This window comes from Chryseobacterium sp. ZHDP1 (assembly GCF_018603435.1).
In the GTDB taxonomy this organism is placed as follows: Bacteria; Bacteroidota; Bacteroidia; order Flavobacteriales; family Weeksellaceae; genus Chryseobacterium; species Chryseobacterium indicum.
In genome coordinates, this window is record NZ_CP075682.1 from 1,886,337 (window position 1) to 1,909,763 (window position 23,427).

The following is a 23,427-nucleotide window of genomic DNA, read 5'->3' on the forward strand; positions in this document are numbered from 1 at the left end:
CTATAAATAAATTGTATTTCAATTTATTTATAAAAATTATAATCTTCTTCATTTTGTTTAAGCCTTGTTTTATGTGGTTCATTAAAGATATGATTCTATACTAAAGTTGTCTGGTAAGTTATATTCTTGATTCTTTTTTTATAAAAATATTTTTCAATACTCCAGAACTAATAAAAATAAAGTTAAATTATTTTACTAATTCTAAACTTAATTTAAAGCAAATTAATTACTTAATATAGGATCGTACGAAAAAAAACTTTGTAAAAAAATAATAGACTAATATCATTTGAAACAAGGAGGCAATAAAGAAATAAACATCTTGTTCGATAATAATACTTTTTACCAAAAGATTTGCATAAAAAATTAAATGAAAAATAGATTTTTTCTTTATGCAAAAATCAACATAGTTGAGTACTACAGATAGTAATAAAAAATGAAATACAACATATATAAATCCTCCTTCCAAATATGCCCAACCATACATTGTTGGCGTGGGAGAATTTCTTATTCCTTTTACAATCATTTCTTGTAGTTTTGCCCCATTGTCTTCTTGCGGTTTGTTTGACAATATAAATCTTGGGATTAATGAAACAGGTAAGTAAATAAATCTATCTAAGTTTTTATAATTATTCCAATCCTTCTCTTTTTCTAAAGCAAAAACCAGATAGGGCAACATTGCTATTCTATCAGTGTAGCTATTTGTACTGGAAGAAACATTTTTTCCAAAATTTAATGATACAGTTTGGGCGGTTGCGACTTGTAAAGCAGCAATTTTACTTACTCCTGGATTCTTAACTAAAATATCTCGGTAGTTGTTATTTAATGGATAAAGAATAAGTAAAAACAAAAATGAAAACACTACATATTTTATATTTATTTTCCTTCCGGAATTAAGATAAGGAATTAAAAAAAGAACAATTCCAAAAATAAGAATTCCTTTCATACCGGCAATTAATCCAAAAAGAATATATAAAAACATATACGTTTTAAACGCTATATTAAACATTCTAGAATTATAATGCATGGAATACTTAAGGATTAAATAAGACAAATAAAAAATAGGAGATACGATATTAATTACCTGAAATATGAATGAAAAAGATCCTATGTTTACTTCATCCGAAGCTCCATACCCTATAACACCCAACGCGAGTAATAAATACATGAGTCCTATAAATGATAGTGAAGAAATAATAAAAAGTTTTTCATTTCTCAAAATATATTTATTTTGTATCTCGTAATTCAGTACATTTTTATTTTTTACAGCACCAAAAAAAATGAACAGAAAATCTACAATATTAATTGTCATTAAACCAATAACAACAGTTAGTAAAGCACCATAAACATAAGAAATGTTCACATAATTTTCCGCATATATTCCTACCTCTTTAGAATCCAACAAATTAGCTATATCGTAATAATTAAAAATCAAATATAAAAAAGTAGAAAACTTCACCCAATCTGTAAGTCTTGGTTTTCCTAATTTATACCAAGAGTATGTAAATGGCACTATAGATAGCAGCGATGATAAAAAAGCTAATAACAATTCATATTCAATTTCTCTATTCTTTACCTCATTCAATAAAAAAAAAGATTTATATGCAATGAATCCAAATACCATTAGATTTATAGCAATAAATGTAGCTTTATTTAATTTTAATTTTAACATTACGTTTTTCTATTTGACTGTATATATTAATTTTTTATCACTTTAATATAATCAAAATCTACAATAATAAATATATACTCACAAATTGCTAATTTTTGAAAATTACAATATACTATCTAACATTTTTTTCAATCTTATGTCATAAGTATGATGTGTTAAGAAATGTTCTCGTTGCTGTTTGCTTAAAAGGTGTCTTTCATTAGGCTTATCAATATAGTACTTAATTTTTTCTATAGCTTCATTAATATTTTTAAACGTAAATTGTTCCGGGTCAATTATAGAGTATTCTTTAATTATAGGTTTATAATCACATATCTGAAAAGCACCGATGCCACCAATCTCAAAGAATTTTACATTCACAGATTCTATCTCCGCATAATGAAAGTTATTAAAAACTATTTTAGATCCTAACAAAACCTCTGATTTTCTGGCACCAGTAATATATTCATTGGTAAAGTTATTCTGAACTGCCTTCTGTGGGAATCTCTTATCCGGTATGCCAAATAATTTTATGTTTATATTGCTTTCTACCAAACTTTTAATCATATTGGCACGGTAAGGATACATATTTCCAAAGGTTACAACATCTATATTCGTCTCTTCTTCCAATGTTTTTCTGTCTTTTTCTTCAAAAGGTTTGTGAACTCTTTGGTTAAAAGCCTCAGGAAGATAATGCGCATTCAGAGACATTTTACCTTTCATAAAACTTACAATGTAAGGATCTTTTGTAAAATATGCATCATAATCGGAAACAAATATCTGTTGATACTCAAAAGTGGTTAAAGCATCCGGGTTAATATGAATCGCTACTACATTTTTAAGTTCATCTTTTATTTTTCTTATACATTTCGGATGTATAAAGCGATAAACCCCGATTACCAAATCCGGTTTTTCATCAATAACTCGATCTGCTATTTTAAGAAATACTTTTTCATCATATTTTGGGAATAGTTTTGTAGCATAATAATTATATCTGTACGGAATTTTTATTACATCTGAAATATCAATATGAAATACCTCATGTCCTAAAAAAGTAAGAGAATCATGTATATGATATTCTAAGCTATCAAAATCTTTGCTTCCTATAATCGCTATTTTCATAGATGTGTCTTTTTTATTTCAGTGAAGTATTCAAAATATTCTTGTTTTGTATATTTTTTATTGAATTTACTGAGCCACAAAAATAAATTGTCATAAATTTTATACAACTTGAAGTTTTCAAAATCGTTCTTTTTCAAATATAAGTTTTTGCTTTTATGTACAATAATCCTTTTTTTATTTGTGTACCGCTTTATATTTTTTCCACTAGCATCTTCTAGATGAATAATTCTAGTTTTTGTATAGATAAAATTTCTTACACCAAGCAAATTACTCATCCTTTTCTGTAAATCAGATTCTTCATAATACATGAAGAAGTCTTCATCAAATCCGTTAAGTTTGAGAAAATTTTTCTTTCTCATAAGCATATCCGCGCCGATCACGTAATCAATTTCAAAATAATCATTTGTTAATTCAATCGGTTTTCTCTTTTCCTTTTTAACGAAAAAATTAGTAATTGGAATTAATGATAAATAATTACTAATCTCTTTTTTACAGGAAGGAAACTCATCGCCATATCCATTAATTTCATACTTATCATCAATTAAAAGACAGCCTAAAACTCCAATTTTTAACCCTTCTTCGTTCTGACAAAAGAAATCAAACATTTTTTTTATGGAATTTTCAATTAAAATGGTGTCTGAGTTTAATAAAAACAGAAGTTCTCCTTTAGCTTTTTCTGCTCCAAGATTATTAGCTTTGCCAAACCCCAAATTTTCAATAGAATAAATATACGTTATATCTCTCCTCTCTTCGAAATATTCTTTAGAGCCATCTTTAGAACCGTTATCCACTAAAATGATTTCATACCCCAAATCTTTTGTATGAGAGATAATAGAATTTATACAATTATTGGTAATATCTTTTGTGTTATAATTAACAATTATTATTGAAACCTGCATTTACTGAATTTTATCTAGTGAGAAGACTTTATGTTCTTCAAGTTAATATACTCAATAATATTATCTATCTCTTTGTAAAATATACTTTCCTCTTCGACAATTCTACTTCTATAGTAGACAAAGTCTTTATTATGTTGTTCGTAATTATCAAATATATTATTTATTGTATTTTTAATCTTTTTAATATCGATTCTAGAAAATTTATAGTTTTCACTTATTGGAACATCCTCGAAATATTTTGCAGATCCTTTTGCAGCTACAATAACACAACATCCATTTATACATGCTTCCCTTGGGATCCTATCCTTTCCTGGATGATTACCAAAATCAATATAAACTTTTGCCGTTCTAAGCAATTCCTTCATTTGTACACGTGTAAGTCCGGATAATGGTACAAATTTTATTTCTGGTGCAGATTTAATTAATCTTCTGGTTGTCCTAATTCCTTTTGCTGGATTGTATAAAACTATATTTTGTTTAACAAGATTGGAGTTTCCTGCAAGATAATCTTGTATAAATTCTTTATTAATATAATCACTTAGGGGCATTTGATTGTAAAATCCTAAATTAAATATTTCATGCTGAGCATATTTGGACTGATAAACATTGATTAGTCTATCTTTATAGCATTTTCTAAGTGATGAAATACTTGTACACAACTTAATATTATAAAAATATATGTTAATTAATAACTGTTTCCATGTAAAATATCCCTTAAAAAAGTACTTTAAGTAGTCAAAAATTGAAGCTATGCCAAAGAAGTTATCAAAAGACATCCACCAAAAAAATAATTTAATATTTTTTGTTTGTCTAGCAAAGTATAAAGAACTTTCTGGTATAAACAAATAGTTTTTATCATTATCTTCAATATCAACAGAAGTTTTAATCTTATATTTTCTAAAGCCTTCTGGAATTTCCTCATTTACTATTTTATCCTTTAAATAATAAACTATATAACATTGCAGACCTTTTTTATTAAGATAGTCCACAAGTTGATGAGCTAATTCTGTCCCTCCTGTCTGGTATTTAGCTGGACATAAAACATATATCTTATTTTCCATAACTTTTACAAATTTCTAAAGCTTCGCCTATTACATGATGCATATCCATATATCTGTAGGTTGCTAATCTTCCCACAAAATAAATTTTATCCATCTTTTTAACCTCCTCTTCGTACAATGCAAGTTTTTCCATATCCTCCGTTAATCTTTTAGGATAGTAAGGAATATCTGCTTCCTCAGTTTCTTTACTGAATTCTTTGAAGTAAGTTGTTTTCTCATGTTCTTCCCAAGGAGTAAAATGTTTATGCTCGTGTACTCTGGTATATGGAACTTCAGGATCTGCATAATTTATGACAGGATTGCCCTGATAGTCTCCTTCTGCTACAGCTCTTTCAAAATAAACGGTTCTATACGAAAGTCTTCCGTATTTATAATCAAAAAAAGCATCTATAGGTCCGGAATAGAAAACTTTTTCATATTCTGAAAGATCCCATGAAGAATCAAACTTCGTATTAAGTTTAACTTCAATATTACTGGCAGAAAGCATTTTCTCGAAAATTGCGGTATATCCATCTCTTGGAATTCCCTGATAAGGATTTGCATAATAATTATCATTATAATTAAATCTTACAGGTAATCTTTTGAGAATACTTGCAGGTAATTCTGTGGGTTCACATCCCCACTGCTTTTTTGTATAACCATAAAAGAAAGCTTTATAAAGATCTTCCCCGATAAACTTCATGGCCTGCTCTTCAAAATTTTGAGGCTCCTCAATATCTTTTTTAGCAATAGATTCTATAAATATCTTTGCCTCATCCGGACGCATAGTTTTATTAAAAAACTGGTTTATGGTATGCAGATTAATAGGCATAGAATAAACATTTCCTTTATAAATTGATTTTACGCGATTTACAAACGGAACCATTTCGCAAAAATTCTGGATGTAATCCCAAACTTCTTTATTGTCTGTATTAAAAATATGTGGACCGTATTTATGTACCATTACATTGGTTTCCGAATCTCTCTCCGTATAGCAGTTTCCCCCTATATGATCCCGCTCATCTATTACAGTGATGTGATTTTCCGGATTTTTACTTAATTGTTCTGCAATAACAGCTCCGGAAAATCCAGATCCAATGATTAGATATTTTTTCATTTTATTATTCGTTTCTATTTTTTAATGTCAAGAAAATTTGTTTTGGGTTGAAGTAATCCATTTTAAAAATACCTATTTTTTCTTTTTTCAAAGCAAAATACATTAAAATGGTAACTAAGCATTCTATGATTACACAATTCCAGGCCGTTCCTATATATCCCCAATATTTACTCATAAATATATTTAATATGAGACCTGCGATACTTGCTATGAAAGTTGTTCTGAAAAACATTTTATCCAGTCCTAAATTTAACATAAGCTGTATGCCGAAAACATTTGAAAGACCAACAATAAATGGTACAAAAGAGATAATTTTTAGAACATTAATGGAATTATCAAATTGATGTCCATAAATAAGCCTAACTAAAAATGGCGCAAATAAAAGAACAGCAACAGACGCAAAAAAGGTAAGATAAAAAACTATTGGAACAATTTTTTTAATTAGAGTTATTCCATGCTCTCTTGATATAGAAAATGCCCTGCCAATAAAAGGATAAAGTGCTGTTGAAATCGGAAGCATAAGCATTGAATTAACTATATTAAGGAAATTCTGACTTGTTGTATAGTAACCAACTTCTTTAGTATCCGCAAAAAAACCTAAAACTACAATATTGGTAGAAGTGTATAGACTAATTACTATAGTAGAAAAGAAAATTATTCTTTCATCAAGAATAAGTTTGAATGACTTTCTAAACGATATCAACCTATATTTAATATGAAATTTTCTGACAGCGTAAAGAAAAAGAAATACATTCGTAGATATTAGAAAAATTGTCGAAAGCAGAGGAATCCAATAATAATCTGAACTATGTTTAATTAAAATGAAAACTAATGCTGTATTTATAATACCTTTAACAAAATTAAGTTTAGCAAAAATTTCCAGTTCCTGTAATCCCTGAAAGATATATTGTGGCGAAATTACCGTAGATATACAGCCGGTAAATAATATTACTGCAACTGAAAGATCTTTCTGTATAGGGGTAAAAAAATAAAGAGAAATAACAAATAAAATGCAGGATACTGCATATAAAATTATTCTTGATGTAAATACTTCAGAAACAACTTCATTAATATATTCTTTATTATTTGAATTTTGTGATATTCTTCTGGTAGCCGTCAAATCAAAACCATAAGCAATAAGAAGCGTGAAATATCCAATAAATGCCATCGCATAATTAATAATTCCATATCCGTCCGGACCAATTATCCTGGAGACATATGGTACGGTAATCAATGGAAATATATAGTTAACTATCTGAATAATTCCCAAAGAAGCAATATTTCTTACTAACTTTTTTTTTTCAAGCATCATTATCTTTTTTAGATATTCTAATTTAATCCCTACAGCCTTATGTAGTAATTCTTATCCTGAGATTCAAAATCTATTTATAATCGTGCATCTGCGACATCTCTATCTAAGAATGCTTTCACATCAAATAATATAGAACTATCAGCTTTTAATGAAGCAATATCGAGTAATTTAAATTCATTATGTGAAACTGCTAAAACAACAACTTCATATTTTTTATCCTTAATGATATTTTCAAGAGTTTCGATATTATATTCAGATTTCACTTCGTCTTTATCTGCCCACGGATCATAAATATCCACATTAAGACCATACTGTTTAAGCTCAGAATAGATATTGATGACTTTTGTATTTCTAATATCTGGACAATTCTCTTTAAAAGTAATTCCTAATATCAGAGCATTTGCATTTTTAATCTGAATACCCTTCCGGATCATTAATTTCACAACCTTTCCTGCAATGAATTCCGGCATCATATCGTTTACTCTCCTGCCGCTTAAAATCACCTGAGGATGATAACCAAGCTGCCCTGCTTTGTGAGCAAGATAATAGGGGTCTACTGAAATGCAGTGTCCTCCTACTAAACCAGGACGATATTTTAAAAAATTAAATTTTGTACCGGCAGCTTCTAAAACATCATGGGTATCTATACCGATTCTGTCAAAAATTAATGCTAGCTCGTTTACAAAAGAAATATTTACATCCCTTTGAGCATTTTCAATTGCTTTTGAAGCTTCAGCTACTTTAATACTTGGCGCTTTATGAGTTCCTGCTTTAATAATCAGCTGATATAGTTTATCTATACTTTCAGCAATTTCGGGTGTAGAACCGGATGTGACTTTTTTAATGGTCACCAAAGTGTTTACTTTATCTCCGGGAACAATTCTTTCGGGTGAATATCCAACGTAAAAATCTACATTGAGCTTTAATCCTGATTCTTTTTCTAATATCGGAATACATTCTTCTTCTGTACAGCCAGGATATACGGTAGATTCATAAATCACAATATCATCTTTTTTAAGAATTCTACCCAACATTTCACTTGCCTTTATCAACAGGCTAAGATCAGGAGAATTAAATCGGTCTATCGGTGTAGGAACTGTTACAATGTATACATTTGCGTTTGCAATTTCCTCCAAAGAGCAAGATGGTATATATCCTTTTGTAAAATTACTTTTAACTGCAATGCTCAGACACTCTTTTATTTCTTCAGAATTAGCTTCTAAGGTATGATCTTCACCCTCTTTAAGCTCCTCAATCCTTTTGATATTAATATCAAATCCGTAAACAGGTAAGTGTTTTGAAAATTCCAGAGCTAATGGAAGCCCAACATAACCCTGACCGATTACGGCAATTTTAAAATCTTTATTTGTTTTCATCATTTTTAATAAAAATGCTTTTTACCTTATCAAAAAAGCTTCTGTCATCTGTTGCTGTATATCCATACCCGTATTTGTTTCCATAAGCAAAGTACTCTTTGTTTACGTCATTCAATATAAAAGCAACATTCTTTATTTTGTGTCCTTCCACCTGTTTGTTGGCAAAATCAATCAGAGATTTTTCAGTATGTCTCGATCTTGTTACATATAGCGTTACATCTGCCATATTTGCAATTAACAACGTATCCGTAACCAGCATTAATGGAGCAGTATCAATGATAATATAATCATAAGTACCTTGAAGGTCTGCAAGAAGATCTTCATATCTTCCGTTAGATAACAATTCTGTCGGGTTTGGAGGAATACTTCCTGAGAAAATTACATCCAAATAAGGATTAAATGCACTCTGGTGTACAATATCTTCTACAGAAACCTGGTCATCATAAAGAAACTCTGTAAGTCCGGCTAAACCTTTTCTTGTCGTATTATATCTTTGTAACTGAGGGTTTCTTATATCTGAACCAATGATGATAATCTTCTTCTTAGGAGTTGCCATCGTTAATGCAAGGTTTACCGACACGTGCGTTTTACCCTCACCTTTTACGGTTGAAGTTACAAAGACAGTTCTTCCTTTTTTGATATTTTTAGGGAACATGAAATTCATGTTAGTAATTAAAATTCTGAAAGACTCCGCCATTGGCGACAGATCATTCATTTTTACCAACTCATCCTGTCCTCTTTCCATACTAGGGATTTCTCCTATGATTGGTTTTCTGTTCGTTAGTTTTTCAAGATCATGTTTTGTTTTTACTTTATCATTGAATAACTGCTGAAGATAGATGATCGCAATCGGAATCAAAAAGCCTATTAAAAACCCGGAAAGTAAAATTACCATGGCTCTGGGCGCAACATTCATTCCTACAAAAGCCTTATCAATAACTCTTGCTTTAGGTGCAGTAACCGCCATGGATATAGCCGTTTCTTCTCTTTTTTGTAATAAAAGAAGATATAGTGATTCTTTTATTTGCTGTTGTCTTTCAATGCTTCTGAATAGCTTTTCCTGAACCGGTACTTTAGCAATTTTACCTGAAATGCTATTTTGTTCTGATGCTAAACCATTTTTAGCTAACTGAAGCCCTGTTCTGTTTTTCTGTAAACTCTGAATAACAGAATTTCTGATATTATTGATTTGCTTTGTAATATCAACAACAAGCGGGTTTTCCGGTGTAGCACTTTGAAGAAGTTTATTTCTTTGCAGAACTAACTGATTATACGAAGAAATATTAGTCGTTGCACTAGGATTATTTAGTCCTAAATTACTAGGTAAAGTCTGATAAGAATTCTGATTACCGACATATCCTAACAAAGCATCGGTAAGTTCAAGCTGCGCATTAATTTCCAACTCTTTACTCTTTGCTTCCGCATTTGTTTGTAAACCTAATTTAACTTCTGTTTCTATATCGGATATTTGGTTACTCTGCTTAAACCTTTCTTTTTGGTTTTCTACATCGCCCAAATCTTTACCAACCTGCTCTATCCTTTCACTGATAAATTTAGCTGTATTTCTAAATTCTGTATTTTTATCTTCAATTGCATCCTCGTTGTATACCTGAACCAATTTATTAATAATTGCTTTAGCTTTATCAACATCGGCATGATTCATTGCAAGCTTGATAACAGTAGCATCTTTATTTATAAGTGATACATTTAAAGCTGCTTGATAAGCATCCGTTCTGGAATCAATTGTAGAGATATCTAATATAAGTTCATTTAATTTTTTGCCGGCTTTATAGTCCTCATTTCTTAAAATCATTATATTAGCAAAAGGCAGACTGATAACTTTATTGAAGGTTGTATTAATAGTGGGTATAGTCTCTGAAGACAGTTTCAACTGATTTCCGTCAATTTTTAAATTTACAACCCCTGAAATCTTACCTTTTACATCTTTTTCTTGTAAAACTCTAACCTTTATAGGAGAGGTTTCACCGTAAATTTCATGTTTTAAATCTCCATTATAAATATTAGTTTCGAGACCTAATGTCTTTACAACTTCTCGTACAAGTTTTTTAGACTTGAAAATTTCCATTTCATTTTCAACTCCATTACTACCTATTTTACCAATACCCGAAATATCTCTTAAAGCTGCAAAATCCTGTGTTCCCGCATTATTTGATTTAGAATCTTTAATAAGTACTGTTGAAGCGACTTCAAAAATTGGAACTTGTCTTTTAAGATATAGATACGCAAGAGTTACCGATAATACAACACTTGCAATAAGCCACATCCAACGTTTTAAATAAGGTTGAATTATATCTCTTACATTCAGTTCTGTTTCAATTTCTGTTGAGTGAATATTTTGTTGTTCCATCATTTTATTTCTTAAATAGACCTATCACAACTGCGATTGCTGTTACACCGATAGAAATTGCAGATAAAATAAGAGGTGTATTCGGATTCTGTTTTGAGATTACATCTTTTGTATTGTTCGCAGATACAATTATAGCATCACCCTGCTTGAGATTATAGAAAGGAGAATTAATAAGATTGGCATCCCGCACGTTTACTCTTCCATGAGTAATTTGTCCATTTTCTGTTCTTATTATCAGGATATCATCTCTTCGGCCATAGGTAGTGAGATCTCCGGCCATTGCCAAGGCATTTAGAATAGTTGCCTGTCCGTTTGTCACAATATAATCGCCCTGCCTGTTTACTTCGCCTAAAATTGAAATTTTAAAGTTGGTAAGTCTTACAGATACCGTAGGATTAATAACAAATTCTTTCATTCTGTTACTTATTTCCTCCTTGAATTGGACTAAGGTTTTGTTTGTTGTATTGAGTTTTCCCAAAATTGGAAAATCTATATCCCCATTTGAATCTACAATATAAGTTGGTCCTGAAATAGTTGTTGATCCTTGTCCTGGTGTATTGCCGCCTGCCAATGTATTACTCTGAACAAATTCCGAAGAAGAATAATTTTGGTTAAATGGTCTAACCACATCCATATCTTTTGCAGTAATCAGAATAATTAATTGATCTGCCGGTTGAATAGTATTTTGAGAATTTTTAGCAGAAGCATCTATTGCAACATTTTCTATATTCTGCATATAATTTAGATCGTTGTGTGCGCTGGGATTGGTTTTGCACGAAACTAATGCAACTGCCAGTAATACAGCCAGTATTTTAGCTTTCATCATATTTTTAAATTGTACAAATATACATTTATTATTTTTCTATTTATCCAGTATTTCATAAATAGAATTATTACTTCTAAACTCGGGAACTATGGTTTTTAGAATTCTTACCACTTCCACTTTATCTCTTTTGATAGCAGCCTTAGTAACAAGATTTATCATAGATTCTATCTCCGAAAATTCCATACTTGGATCTTTTGAGATCATAATTTTATCATTATGCGTTGGCAGTGTTTTTGCATCATCACTCAAAAGCTCTTCGTATAATTTTTCTCCGGGTCTCAGTCCCGTATAAATAATTTTAATATCGATATTAGGTTCGAATCCTGATAATTTTATCATTCTCCTTGCAAGATCCAAAATTTTAACAGGCTCTCCCATATCAAAAACAAAAATTTCTCCACCATGCCCCATTGTTCCTGCCTGAAGAACAAGTTCACAAGCTTCCGGTATTGTCATGAAGTACCTTACAATATCCGGATGTGTAATTGTAACGGGACCTCCTGCCTCAATTTGCTTTTTAAAATAAGGAATAACCGATCCGTTAGATCCTAAAACATTTCCGAATCTTGTTGTGATGAATTTGGTTTTATTTCCTTCTACATTCTGTAATGACTGAACAAATAATTCCGCAGCTCTTTTAGAAGCTCCCATCACATTGGTAGGATTTACAGCTTTATCTGTTGATACCATTACAAATCTATTCACCTTATACTTACTGGAAAGTGTTGCAATAATTCTTGATCCCAATACATTCACTATAATCCCTTCATGCGGATTTTCTTCAACCAATGGTACATGTTTATATGCCGCTGCATGATATACCATAGAAAAATTATACATTTGGAATAATGGTTCTATTCTATGTTTATTGGAAACATCCGCTAAGACGAACTTAAAAGTGATATGAGGAAACTTTTCTCTCATTTCAAGTTCAATATCATATAAAGGTGTTTCAGCCTGATCTAATACAACGATAAGAGAGGGGTTAAATTGTGCAACCTGTCTAACAATTTCACTACCGATAGATCCTGCGCCTCCTGTTACTAAAATTGTCTTATTAAAGTGTCTGCTTCTTACATCTTCACTTTCAATTTTAATCGGCTTCCTGTTCAGTAAATCTTCAATTTGCAGATTCCTGATAGATCCTCCCAGATCACTGTCTCTAAGTTTTTGAACAGATGGAGCTTTAAAAATATTAAGATCTTTTTCCAGAAACAGATTCACCCACGAATTCATTTCGTCTTTAGACATCATTTCTTTTATAATGATCACTCCGTCTACAACCAATTCTTCCTTTGTATGGCCTTCAATTTTTTCTTTTGAAAGGATTGGTTTTCCTAATAGTGATGCTCTCTTAGAATCTGATCTTTGAGTAAGAAATCCCACTACGTGATAAGGAAGGCTTGGATTATCCAAAATCGCTCTTGCAATGGCTATAGACTGCTCATCAATCCCTAAAACAAGAATTCTCTTTTTAAGGGTACTTCTTCTATATTCTCTTACAATATGAAAAAATTCTTTCACATATAATCGGAATAGAAATAATCCCATAAAGGAAATAATGAAAAAAAGTATCAGATATGGTGTTAGAATGAATTTTCCTCCGGTGAACCAGAAATAAAAAATATTGACTGTTGCTACGGTAGCCATCGTACAGAAGCATGAAGTCAGAAGTTTAAAAAGATCGGTAAATGTTGAATGTCTGATTATTCCTGCATAAGTCTTAAAAATATACATGTAAAAAACATTCACAACAATAATTGATAAAAATACAAGATTCTTATCATCGTAGATAAATTCCTTTTGGGTAATTTTTTCTATAATGTAGGTAGATAAAAATAAGGATACTACCAGAATAATAATATCAATTATTAATATTATCCATCTGGGTAAATATCTTACATCAGAGAGACTGACAACATTATCTCCTCCAAAAATCTTCTTTCTAAGAGAATCGTACATTGTCTAGAGTTGTGTTCATATAATTTAAAATTAATGTCTAGAAAAATAAACTTATTTATCTTCGCGTAAAATTACAATAAAATTTCATCGATTTTTGAATTAATAACAAATTTAATTTCTATAGTCATATAATGCTCTGGTAATTCTTTCTTTACAATTTTCCGTAATATTACTTCCTGACGGAAGACACAGACCTCTATCAAAAAAAGCACCAGAAATATTACTGCCAAAAAAAATACAGTCTTTATAAAGCACCTGCAGATGCATTGGCTTCCATAAGTATCTGGTTTCTATATTATTTTCAGAAAATATGCTTCGCATTTTTTTTTTATTCCAATATTCTCCCTCAATCAAAATTACATTCAACCAATAATTTGAATAAAATTTTGCAGAAGGTTCAGAAAATAAATGAAGATCATCAAAACTTCCAAATAATTCCTTATAAAAGAGATGATTTTCCCGCCTTGCCCGAATCCTTTCTTCAAGCACTTCCATCTGTCCCCTTCCGACGCCAGCTGAAATATTGCTGATCCGGTAATTATATCCTAATTCTGAATGACTGTAAAAATCCTCATTCTCCTTAGCCTGCGTCGCAAAATAAATGGCTCTGTTCTTGGTAACTTGGCTTTTCGAAATAAGAATCCCTCCACCGGAAGTAGTAATGATTTTATTTCCGTTAAAACTGATAATGGATAAATCGCCAAAAGTTCCACATGCCTGATTGTTGTACTTACTGCCCAAAGCTTCTGCACTGTCTTCAATAAGCGGAATATCGTATTTTCTGGAAATTTCCAAAACTTCGTCTACCATAAAAGGCATTCCGTAAAGACTTACAGCAATAATAGCTTTAGGTTTTTTTCCTTTCTGCAGGCAAAATTTCACAGCGTCTTCCAACGCATTAGGACATAAATTAAATGTTGAAGGTTCACTGTCTACAAGAATGGGAACAGCTTTTAAATATAATACGGGATTTACTGATGCTACAAAGGTAAAAGACTGGCAGATCACAAAATCTCCTTCTTCTACGTTTAATAATCTCAAAGCTAAATGTATAGCAGCCGTTCCGGAGGAAAGAGCAGCCACAAAAGAATTTTCACCCAAATATTCTTCAAGAATATTCTCAAAATGGTCTATATTATTTCCAAACTGAGAAATCCAGTTGGTATCAAATGCTTCTTTTATATATTTAAGCTCACTGCCTCCCATATGCGGAGGTGAAAGCCAGATTCTCTCCTCTTTCAAATTAAAATAATTTTATCATTTATGCTTTGTCAAAATTATCAATTATTTTCTCATATTCAAAGCCCCTGCTCATTAAATATTTAATTGTTTTGGCTTTTCTTTGATATTCTTTCAGTCCGCTCTGTTTATCATAATAATCCTGATAAATTCTACGGATCGTTTTACCGTAATCATCTTCATCAATTTCATCAAAACACAGATTAATTAACTTATCTGATATCTGTTTCTGTTTAAGATGAATTTTAATCTTTGTTTTCCCCCAATGTTTAATATAAAATTTTCCGCGAATATAACTTCTCGTAAAACGTTCTTCATTCAGATAATTTTCATTCATCAGATAAAGCAAAATTTCTTCTTTCGCTTCATCAATCAGGAGAAACTCCCTCATTTTCTGTTCAACTTCTGCATGGCAACGATCCTGATAAACACAATAGTTTACCAGCTTCATTTTAATCTCGTCAAAAGTGAAAGACTTTTTCTCCATATATTCTACATAAAAAAGAATGAGCTAAGCCCATTCTTTATAATTTATTTCTAAGAAAATTAATAGTTGAATAAAGCTTTACCCTCCATTAATTCATTTACTTTTTTTCTGACAGAAGTTATAACTTCTTCATTTTTGATATTATCTACCACATCAGAAATTAATCCGGCAATAGTGTCCATATCATTCTCTTTCAGACCTCTTGTTGTAATCGCTGCAGTTCCCAATCTGATCCCTGATGTTGTAAATGGAGATTTATCATCAAAAGGAACCATATTTTTGTTACACGTAATATCTGCAAGAACAAGTGCTTTTTCGGTCTCTTTTCCGTTTACATTTTTATTTCTAAGATCAACCAGCATTAGGTGATTGTCTGTTCCTCCGCTTACAATATCAAAACCTCTGTCGATCATTGCTTTAGCCAAAGCCTGTGCGTTAGACTGAACCTGTTTTGCGTAGATTAAGAACTGATCGTCCAGTGCTTCACCGAAAGCAACCGCCTTACCTGCAATAACGTGCTCCAGCGGACCTCCCTGAATACCAGGAAAAACAGCACCGTCAAGAACCTGACTCATCATTTTGATTTCTCCTTTTGGAGTTTTATGACCGTAAGTATTCTCAAAATCTTTCCCCATCATGATCATCCCACCTCTTGGCCCTCTTAACGTCTTATGAGTAGTTGTAGTAACAACATGGCAGTATTCAAATGGATTGTTCAAAAGACCTTTTGCCACCAGACCTGCAGGGTGGGCAATATCAGCCCAAAGTGTAGCACCGATTTCATCAGCAACTTCTCTGAATTTTGCATAGTCTAAATCTCTTGAATAAGCAGAAAAACCGGCAATCAGCATCTTAGGTTTTTCCCTCAAAGCAACTTCTCTCATCTGATCGTAATCAATAAGCCCAGTTTCCTTTTCAACCCCATAAGAAACAACGTCATATTGAATTCCTGAAAAATTAACCGAAGAACCATGCGTAAGGTGCCCTCCCATAGAGAGATCCATTCCCATAATCTTATCTCCCGGTTTCAAAACCGCTAAGTAAACTGCTGCATTCGCCTGAGATCCGGAGTGGGGCTGAACATTCGCATATTCTACTCCGAAAAGTTCTTTAGCTCTGTTGATTGCCAAAGTTTCAACCTCGTCTACAACTTCACAACCTCCATAATATCTTTTTCCGGGATACCCTTCAGCATATTTGTTGGTCAATACGCTTCCCATAGCTTTCATTACATTCTCAGAAACAAAATTTTCTGATGCAATCATCTCAATACCATGAGTTTGTCTTAGTCTTTCCTTTTCAATCAGGTCGAAAATAATATCCATTTTACTTTTAGTTTTTGAAATTTTTCATGCCAAAAGTACGAAATTTTCACCGAGATTTCAGCATTCCGAATAATGATTTTATACCTGATTTACAACTATTGATAATAAAATTAAGGCTTCCTCCAATTTATTAGAAACTTAAAATATTTCGACTTGTGAATACATAGTGTTCGTTTTCAAAATTAACTCGTAATGTAGATATCACAATATTGAAGAAAATACTGTATTGCTTATTTTTAAATTAATCGACGGCAAAACCTTGATGAAGTATTTCTTCCTTTAATTGAGAAATTCTTTGAGACCAATAAACTAATCTTTCATCCTTATCAGGAATTGATTCTTTTGATAAGTTCTGACAATCAACCAAGTACTCTTGATATAATTTTAACTTGTCGATCAAATAATCTTTATATTCCAATCTGTTTTGAGGAATATATCCTGGTCCACTACAACCACAAGAATGAAATACTTTTCCTATTGTATATAAACCTTCAACTATTTCCCATTTTTTAAAAGCCGTTTTCTTGGGAGCCTTAAAATCCAATCCCAGATCTGCCATTAATTGAGAGCATTCAGGACATTTAATCGGACGATTTTCTATTTCCGAAATTAAAGTATCCAATTTACTCGTATCTTTATTAAATTGAAATCCAGCTTTATGACTCAGCTTATTTTTATTGATCCTCCCTAAAATATCAGAAGAACTAATCTGTTTAAATGATTTTCTACATCTGAAGCAGACATAATGAGACTTGTATGTTTTTCCGGCATATCTACACATTTCCTTTAGTTTGCCTTAAATATAATATTATTAGAAAAATCTACAAAAATATCCGGTAAAAACAAATTGTAAATAAGAAGTTGACAATTACATACATCATGCCTTTTCATACCAATCATTCACCAAATTTTCATGAGCTTATTCCCGCTATCCACTGTATCTTTTGGATTACGGGCTCCTGAACTACGTTCGTAAACCTCCAGTTTATGCTCCGTCAGTACCCCAAAAGGATTGTGTTTCTATCGTGGCTGAGTAATGAGTAATGAGTAATGAGTAATGAAAGATAATTGATAATTGATGAATGATGATTGACTATATCCTGGGGCTTCTTTACTTTTTACGTTTACTTTTTACTTGTTACTTTTCACTTGGCTCTTTTGGTTCTTCCCTTGGGGTATTATCTGGGGTATGGGCATAAAAAAAGTCTCATAGAATAAATTCTATGAGACTTTTAAATAAAAACTGGCGGCGACCTACTCTCCCGCTTTCGCAGTACCATCGGCGCTGGTGGGCTTAACTTCTGTGTTCGGAATGGGAACAGGTGAGCCCCACCGCTAAAACCACCCTAAAGGTTGTATATAGGTTTAAGGTTTATTGTTTATTGTTCAAAGTTTTGAACCCTGAATCTTAAACATTCAACCATGAACCGTTTTTATCGGTAAATTTCATCACAAAGGCAAAACCAGTGTTGCACTTATAAATACTTAAGCTAAGTTATGATAAGCATGATTGCTCATTACCTATTACTCATTACTTATGAATAGGCTATAAATCTACGGGTAATTAGTACTACTCGGCTATGCTGTTACCAACTTTACACCTGTAGCCTATCAACGTGGTCATCTCCCACGACCCTTAAAAGATGTCTCATCTTGAGGCGAGTTTCGCACTTATATGCTTTCAGTGCTTATCTCTTCCAAACATAGCTACTCAGCGGTGCACCTGGCGGTACAACTGATACACCAGAGGTTTGTTCAATTCGGTCCTCTCGTACTAGAATCAAGCCCTCTCAAACATCTAACGCCCGCAATAGATAGAGACCGAACTGTCTCACGACGTTCTGAACCCAGCTCGCGTGCCACTTTAATGGGCGAACAGCCCAACCCTTGGGACCTTCTCCAGCCCCAGGATGTGACGAGCCGACATCGAGGTGCCGAACCTCCCCGTCGATGTGAGCTCTTGGGGGAGACTAGCCTGTTATCCCCGGAGTACCTTTTATCCTATGAGCGATGGCCCTTCCATACGGAACCACCGGATCACTATGTCCTGCTTTCGCACCTGATCGACTTGTTGGTCTCACAGTCAAGCACCCTTATGCCATTACACTCTACGCACGGTTACCAAGCGTGCTGAGGGTACCTTTGAAAGCCTCCGTTACTCTTTTGGAGGCGACCACCCCAGTCAAACTACCCACCACGCAATGTCCTTCCCTAAAGAAGTTAGGCTCCAAGTAAGTAAAGGGTGGTATTTCAACGTCGGCTCCACAAACACTAGCGTGCCTGCTTCAAAGCCTCCCACCTATCCTACACATTACTTACTCAAAGTCAATACGAAGTTATAGTAAAGGTTCACAGGGTCTTTTCGTCCCATTGCGGGTAATCGGCATCTTCACCGATACTACAATTTCACCGAGCTCGTGGCTGAGACAGTGCCCAGATCGTTACACCATTCGTGCAGGTCGGAACTTACCCGACAAGGAATTTCGCTACCTTAGGACCGTTATAGTTACGGCCGCCGTTTACTGGGGCTTCAGTCAAACGCTTCGCTTACGCTAACGCCCTTCCTTAACCTTCCAGCACCGGGCAGGTGTCAGACCCTATACAGCATCTTTCGATTTAGCAGAGTCCTGTGTTTTTGATAAACAGTCGCCTGGGCCTCTTCACTGCGGCCAGCATTGCTGCTGGCGTCTCTTCTTCCGAAGTTACGAGACTATTTTGCCTAGTTCCTTAGCCACGACTCACTCGAGCACCTTAGGATTCTCTCCTCGACTACCTGTGTCGGTTTTGGTACGGGTTGCTTCACTTCGGCTTTTCTTGGATCCGATTACACTATAACAGCTTCGCCCGAAGGCTAGGCCTTGACACTTCCGTCCGTCTTCTATAGCTACATCGAACCGTCCCCTTTTTAGTGTGAGCAAGTATGGGAATATTAACCCATTGTCCATCCACTACCCCTTTCGGGTTCGCGTTAGGTCCCGACTAACCCTCAGCTGATTAGCATGGCTGAGGAAACCTTAGTCTTTCGGTGAGGGGGTTTCTCGCCCCCTTTATCGTTACTTATGCCTACATTTTCTTTTCTATAAGCTCCACAATACCTCACGATACTGCTTCGGCGCCGATAGAATGCTCTCCTACCAGATATAATTAATTATAAATCCATAGCTTCGGTATTCTGTTTATGCCCGATTATTATCCATGCCGGACCGCTCGACTAGTGAGCTGTTACGCACTCTTTAAATGAATGGCTGCTTCCAAGCCAACATCCTAGCTGTCAATGCAGTCCAACCGCGTTGCTTCAACTTAACAGAAATTTGGGGACCTTAGCTGTTGGTCTGGGTTCTTTCCCTCTCGGACATGGACCTTAGCACCCATGCCCTCACTGCCGTAGAACATTTATTAGCATTCGGAGTTTGTCAGGAATTGGTAGGCGGTGAAACCCCCGCATCCAATCAGTAGCTCTACCTCTAATAAACTTATATACGACGCTGCACCTAAATGCATTTCGGAGAGTACGAGCTATCTCCCAGTTTGATTGGCCTTTCACCCCTACCCACAGGTCATCCGAAGACTTTTCAACGTCAACCGGTTCGGTCCTCCACTTTGTGTTACCAAAGCTTCAACCTGCCCATGGGTAGATCACAAGGTTTCGCGTCTAATCCTACTAACTATGCGCCCTATTCAGACTCGCTTTCGCTCCGGCTCCGTAACTTAATTACTTAACCTCGCTAGTAAAATTAACTCGTAGGCTCATTATGCAAAAGGCACGCCGTCACAGAATTAATCTGCTCCGACCGCTTGTAGGCGTACGGTTTCAGGTTCTATTTCACCCTTCTATTCGAAGTGCTTTTCACCTTTCCTTCACAGTACTTGTTCACTATCGGTCTTTCAGGAGTATTTAGCCTTGGAGGATGGTCCCCCCATATTCAGACAGGATTTCACGTGTCCCGCCCTACTCATTTATCATCTATGTATGCCTTTCATATACGGGGCTATCACCCTCTATGGCTGTTCTTTCCAGAACATTCTATTAAACATATAAAGACTTTTGGGCTAATCCGCTTTCGCTCGCCACTACTTACGGAATCTCTTCGATTTCTTTTCCTCCGGGTACTTAGATGTTTCAGTTCTCCGGGTTTGCTCCTCTTACGAGGTAATACATCTTCAATGTATTGGGTTGCCCCATTCGGACATCTGCGGATCAATTCGTGTGTGCCAATCCCCGCAGCTTTTCGCAGCTTACCACGTCCTTCGTCGCCTCTGAAAGCCTAGGCATCCGCCATACGCCCTTAACGATTTCTTTCCTATTTTTAGGTTACTCAAGCACTTATAAGTGCTCGGTTTTCTCTTTGTGATGTCTTTACCGTTAATGTCAATGATCTTAATTCTACTTCTGATCTAATTCGCAAATATTGTTTTTGGCTCTATCTGCTTTTTTAAAATTAAACCATCTATGATGGTGGAGAATAAGGGAGTCGAACCCTTGACCTCCTGCGTGCAAGGCAGGCGCTCTAGCCAGCTGAGCTAATTCCCCCTCTAGGTGCTGTTGGCTTCTTGCTAATTGCTGTTGACTTTTTTGCCATCAGCCATAAGCGATTTGCCAGCCGCCTTAATTAGTAGTCTCGGGCAGGCTCGAACTGCCGACCTCTACATTATCAGTGTAGCGCTCTAACCAGCTGAGCTACGAGACTTTGTATGAGTAATGGGTGATGAGTTATAAGTAATATACTTTTTCCCATTCTTCATTTCTCAATCTCTTTCCCTTTTACTAATTTCTAGTGGGTGTGTATTATGATATATCAACCAAATAAAAAACTAAAGCTTTACTTTAAGTAAGTACTTTGTACTTGCGTACTAATTTTGTTTTTCGTCTTTAAGACGCTCTAAAATGAGATGTTCCAGCCGCACCTTCCGGTACGGCTACCTTGTTACGACTTAGCCCTAGTTACCTGTTTTACCCTAGGCAGCTCCTGTTACGGTCACCGACTTCAGGTACCCCAGACTTCCATGGCTTGACGGGCGGTGTGTACAAGGCCCGGGAACGTATTCACCGCGCCATGGCTGATGCGCGATTACTAGCGATTCCAGCTTCATAGAGTCGAGTTGCAGACTCCAATCCGAACTGAGACCGGCTTTCGAGATTTGCATCACATCGCTGTGTAGCTGCCCTCTGTACCGGCCATTGTATTACGTGTGTGGCCCAAGACGTAAGGGCCGTGATGATTTGACGTCATCCCCACCTTCCTCTCTACTTGCGTAGGCAGTCTCACTAGAGTCCCCAACTGAATGATGGCAACTAGTGACAGGGGTTGCGCTCGTTGCAGGACTTAACCTAACACCTCACGGCACGAGCTGACGACAACCATGCAGCACCTTGAAAATTGCCCGAAGGAGGATCTATTTCTAAATCTGTCAATTCCCATTTAAGTCTTGGTAAGGTTCCTCGCGTATCATCGAATTAAACCACATAATCCACCGCTTGTGCGGGCCCCCGTCAATTCCTTTGAGTTTCAAACTTGCGTTCGTACTCCCCAGGTGGCTAACTTATCACTTTCGCTTAGTCTCTGAATCCGAAAACCCAAAAACGAGTTAGCATCGTTTACAGCGTGGACTACCAGGGTATCTAATCCTGTTCGCTCCCCACGCTTTCGTCCATCAGCGTCAGTTAAGACATAGTAACCTGCCTTCGCAATTGGTGTTCTAAGTAATATCTATGCATTTCACCGCTACACTACTTATTCCAGCTACTTCTACCTTACTCAAGACCTGCAGTATCAATGGCAGTTTCATAGTTAAGCTATGAGATTTCACCACTGACTTACAGATCCGCCTACGGACCCTTTAAACCCAATAAATCCGGATAACGCTTGCACCCTCCGTATTACCGCGGCTGCTGGCACGGAGTTAGCCGGTGCTTATTCGTACAGTACCTTCAGCTTTCCACACGTGGAAAGGTTTATCCCTGTACAAAAGAAGTTTACAACCCATAGGGCCGTCGTCCTTCACGCGGGATGGCTGGATCAGGCTCTCACCCATTGTCCAATATTCCTCACTGCTGCCTCCCGTAGGAGTCTGGTCCGTGTCTCAGTACCAGTGTGGGGGATCACCCTCTCAGGCCCCCTAAAGATCATTGACTTGGTGAGCCGTTACCTCACCAACTATCTAATCTTGCGCGTGCCCATCTCTATCCACCGGAGTTTTCAATAACAAGTGATGCCACTCATTATATTATGGGGTATTAATCTCCCTTTCGAAAGGCTATCCCCCAGATAAAGGCAGGTTGCACACGTGTTCCGCACCCGTGCGCCGCTCTCAAGATTCCGAAGAATCTCTACCGCTCGGCTTGCATGTGTTAGGCCTCCCGCTAGCGTTCATCCTGAGCCAGGATCAAACTCTCCATTGTATGTTTGTCTGACTCACTCAAAGTTTTGACGCTTTAGTTTTTCCTTACTTGGTTGTTATATTGTATGTCAATGATCTTCATTTCTTCCGCTTCCTACAAAACTCAGTATCTGTCGTTTTCGTTTCGTATTTGCGAGTGCAAAAGTAATAACTTATTTTGATTTGACCAAATGTTTTTCAAGAAAATTTTAAAGTTTTTTCTGTAACCTTAACCCCTCTCTAAACACTCAATCTATACTCTCCTGCGCTCCCCCGTTTAGGGACTGCAAAGATACAAATCTTTTTCATTCCCGCAAATCTTATTTTA

Annotated in this window: 14 protein-coding genes, 2 tRNA genes and 3 rRNA genes; all 19 read right to left on the reverse strand. The window is 35.0% G+C overall.

What is annotated here, in order from left to right; genetic code table 11:
* Positions 1–226: 226 nt before the first annotated feature.
* Positions 227–1,669: a hypothetical protein gene (locus KKI44_RS08625; RefSeq protein ID WP_214590636.1), complete on the reverse strand. Its 1,443-nt coding sequence runs from the start codon at positions 1,667–1,669 to the stop codon at positions 227–229.
* Positions 1,670–1,771: 102 nt separating this feature from the next.
* Positions 1,772–2,770, reverse strand: a complete 999-nt coding sequence (locus KKI44_RS08630; protein ID WP_214590637.1) for a glycosyltransferase — start codon at positions 2,768–2,770, stop codon at positions 1,772–1,774.
* Positions 2,767–3,669, reverse strand: coding sequence for a glycosyltransferase family 2 protein (locus KKI44_RS08635; RefSeq protein ID WP_214590638.1), 903 nt, complete (start codon positions 3,667–3,669; stop codon positions 2,767–2,769). The genes KKI44_RS08630 and KKI44_RS08635 overlap by 4 nt, the downstream gene beginning before the upstream one ends.
* A gap of 14 nt (positions 3,670–3,683) precedes the next feature.
* Complete coding sequence (locus tag KKI44_RS08640) at positions 3,684–4,730, reverse strand: hypothetical protein (RefSeq protein WP_214590639.1); 1,047 nt, start codon at positions 4,728–4,730, stop codon at positions 3,684–3,686.
* Positions 4,720–5,826, reverse strand: coding sequence for a UDP-galactopyranose mutase (gene glf / locus KKI44_RS08645; RefSeq protein ID WP_214590640.1), 1,107 nt, complete (start codon positions 5,824–5,826; stop codon positions 4,720–4,722). The genes KKI44_RS08640 and glf overlap by 11 nt, the downstream gene beginning before the upstream one ends.
* Positions 5,827–5,830: 4 nt before the next feature.
* Positions 5,831–7,138 carry a flippase gene (locus tag KKI44_RS08650; protein WP_214590641.1) on the reverse strand — a complete coding sequence of 436 codons (1,308 nt, stop codon included), beginning with the start codon at positions 7,136–7,138 and terminating at the stop codon, positions 5,831–5,833.
* Between the two features lie 74 nt (positions 7,139–7,212).
* Positions 7,213–8,517, reverse strand: a complete 1,305-nt coding sequence (locus tag KKI44_RS08655) for a nucleotide sugar dehydrogenase (RefSeq protein WP_375181744.1) — start codon at positions 8,515–8,517, stop codon at positions 7,213–7,215.
* Positions 8,501–10,885: a GumC family protein gene (locus tag KKI44_RS08660; protein WP_214590642.1), complete on the reverse strand. Its 2,385-nt coding sequence runs from the start codon at positions 10,883–10,885 to the stop codon at positions 8,501–8,503. Before KKI44_RS08660 ends, KKI44_RS08655 begins: the two co-directional genes overlap by 17 nt.
* 1 nt (position 10,886) lies before the next feature.
* A complete protein-coding gene (locus tag KKI44_RS08665; protein ID WP_250902182.1) occupies positions 10,887–11,708 on the reverse strand; it encodes a polysaccharide biosynthesis/export family protein in 822 nt (273 codons plus the stop codon).
* A gap of 36 nt (positions 11,709–11,744) precedes the next feature.
* Positions 11,745–13,670, reverse strand: a complete 1,926-nt coding sequence (locus KKI44_RS08670) for a polysaccharide biosynthesis protein (RefSeq protein WP_214590643.1) — start codon at positions 13,668–13,670, stop codon at positions 11,745–11,747.
* A gap of 111 nt (positions 13,671–13,781) precedes the next feature.
* Positions 13,782–14,912, reverse strand: a complete 1,131-nt coding sequence (locus tag KKI44_RS08675; RefSeq protein ID WP_250902183.1) for a DegT/DnrJ/EryC1/StrS family aminotransferase — start codon at positions 14,910–14,912, stop codon at positions 13,782–13,784.
* A 19-nt stretch (positions 14,913–14,931) separates the two neighbouring features.
* A complete protein-coding gene (locus KKI44_RS08680) occupies positions 14,932–15,396 on the reverse strand; it encodes a regulatory protein RecX (protein ID WP_214590644.1) in 465 nt (154 codons plus the stop codon).
* 59 nt (positions 15,397–15,455) lie between these two features.
* Complete coding sequence (gene glyA / locus KKI44_RS08685) at positions 15,456–16,721, reverse strand: serine hydroxymethyltransferase (RefSeq protein WP_214590645.1); 1,266 nt, start codon at positions 16,719–16,721, stop codon at positions 15,456–15,458.
* Positions 16,722–16,962: 241 nt separating this feature from the next.
* Entirely contained in the window at positions 16,963–17,502 is a 540-nt protein-coding gene (locus KKI44_RS08690) for a hypothetical protein (RefSeq protein WP_214590646.1), read from the reverse strand.
* 460 nt (positions 17,503–17,962) lie between these two features.
* Positions 17,963–18,070: ribosomal RNA gene (gene rrf, locus KKI44_RS08695) — 5S ribosomal RNA — on the reverse strand.
* A gap of 195 nt (positions 18,071–18,265) precedes the next feature.
* Positions 18,266–21,021, reverse strand: a 23S ribosomal RNA gene (locus KKI44_RS08700).
* A 154-nt stretch (positions 21,022–21,175) separates the two neighbouring features.
* Positions 21,176–21,252, reverse strand: a tRNA-Ala gene (locus KKI44_RS08705).
* A gap of 83 nt (positions 21,253–21,335) precedes the next feature.
* Positions 21,336–21,409: transfer RNA gene (locus KKI44_RS08710), tRNA-Ile, on the reverse strand.
* A 195-nt stretch (positions 21,410–21,604) separates the two neighbouring features.
* Positions 21,605–23,121 (reverse strand): 16S ribosomal RNA (locus KKI44_RS08715).
* Together the 16S, 23S and 5S rRNA genes with 2 tRNA genes alongside form the textbook arrangement of a ribosomal RNA operon.
* Between the last annotated feature and the right edge of the window lie 306 nt (positions 23,122–23,427).

Excerpts from the sequence above, each read along its gene's own strand:
- KKI44_RS08670 (WP_214590643.1), bottom strand. The coding sequence starts at position 13,670 with ATGTACGATTCTCTTAGAAAGAAGATTTTTGGAGGAGATAATGTTGTC.
- KKI44_RS08625 (WP_214590636.1), bottom strand. The coding sequence starts at position 1,669 with ATGTTAAAATTAAAATTAAATAAAGCTACATTTATTGCTATAAATCTA.
- KKI44_RS08690 (WP_214590646.1), bottom strand. The coding sequence starts at position 17,502 with ATGTGTAGATATGCCGGAAAAACATACAAGTCTCATTATGTCTGCTTC.
- KKI44_RS08655 (WP_375181744.1), bottom strand. The coding sequence starts at position 8,517 with ATGATGAAAACAAATAAAGATTTTAAAATTGCCGTAATCGGTCAGGGT.
- KKI44_RS08650 (WP_214590641.1), bottom strand. The coding sequence starts at position 7,138 with ATGATGCTTGAAAAAAAAAAGTTAGTAAGAAATATTGCTTCTTTGGGA.
- KKI44_RS08635 (WP_214590638.1), bottom strand. The coding sequence starts at position 3,669 with ATGCAGGTTTCAATAATAATTGTTAATTATAACACAAAAGATATTACC.
- glf (WP_214590640.1), bottom strand. The coding sequence starts at position 5,826 with ATGAAAAAATATCTAATCATTGGATCTGGATTTTCCGGAGCTGTTATT.
- KKI44_RS08640 (WP_214590639.1), bottom strand. The coding sequence starts at position 4,730 with ATGGAAAATAAGATATATGTTTTATGTCCAGCTAAATACCAGACAGGA.
- KKI44_RS08680 (WP_214590644.1), bottom strand. The coding sequence starts at position 15,396 with ATGGAGAAAAAGTCTTTCACTTTTGACGAGATTAAAATGAAGCTGGTA.
- glyA (WP_214590645.1), bottom strand. The coding sequence starts at position 16,721 with ATGGATATTATTTTCGACCTGATTGAAAAGGAAAGACTAAGACAAACT.
- KKI44_RS08630 (WP_214590637.1), bottom strand. The coding sequence starts at position 2,770 with ATGAAAATAGCGATTATAGGAAGCAAAGATTTTGATAGCTTAGAATAT.
- KKI44_RS08665 (WP_250902182.1), bottom strand. The coding sequence starts at position 11,708 with ATGATGAAAGCTAAAATACTGGCTGTATTACTGGCAGTTGCATTAGTT.
- KKI44_RS08660 (WP_214590642.1), bottom strand. The coding sequence starts at position 10,885 with ATGATGGAACAACAAAATATTCACTCAACAGAAATTGAAACAGAACTG.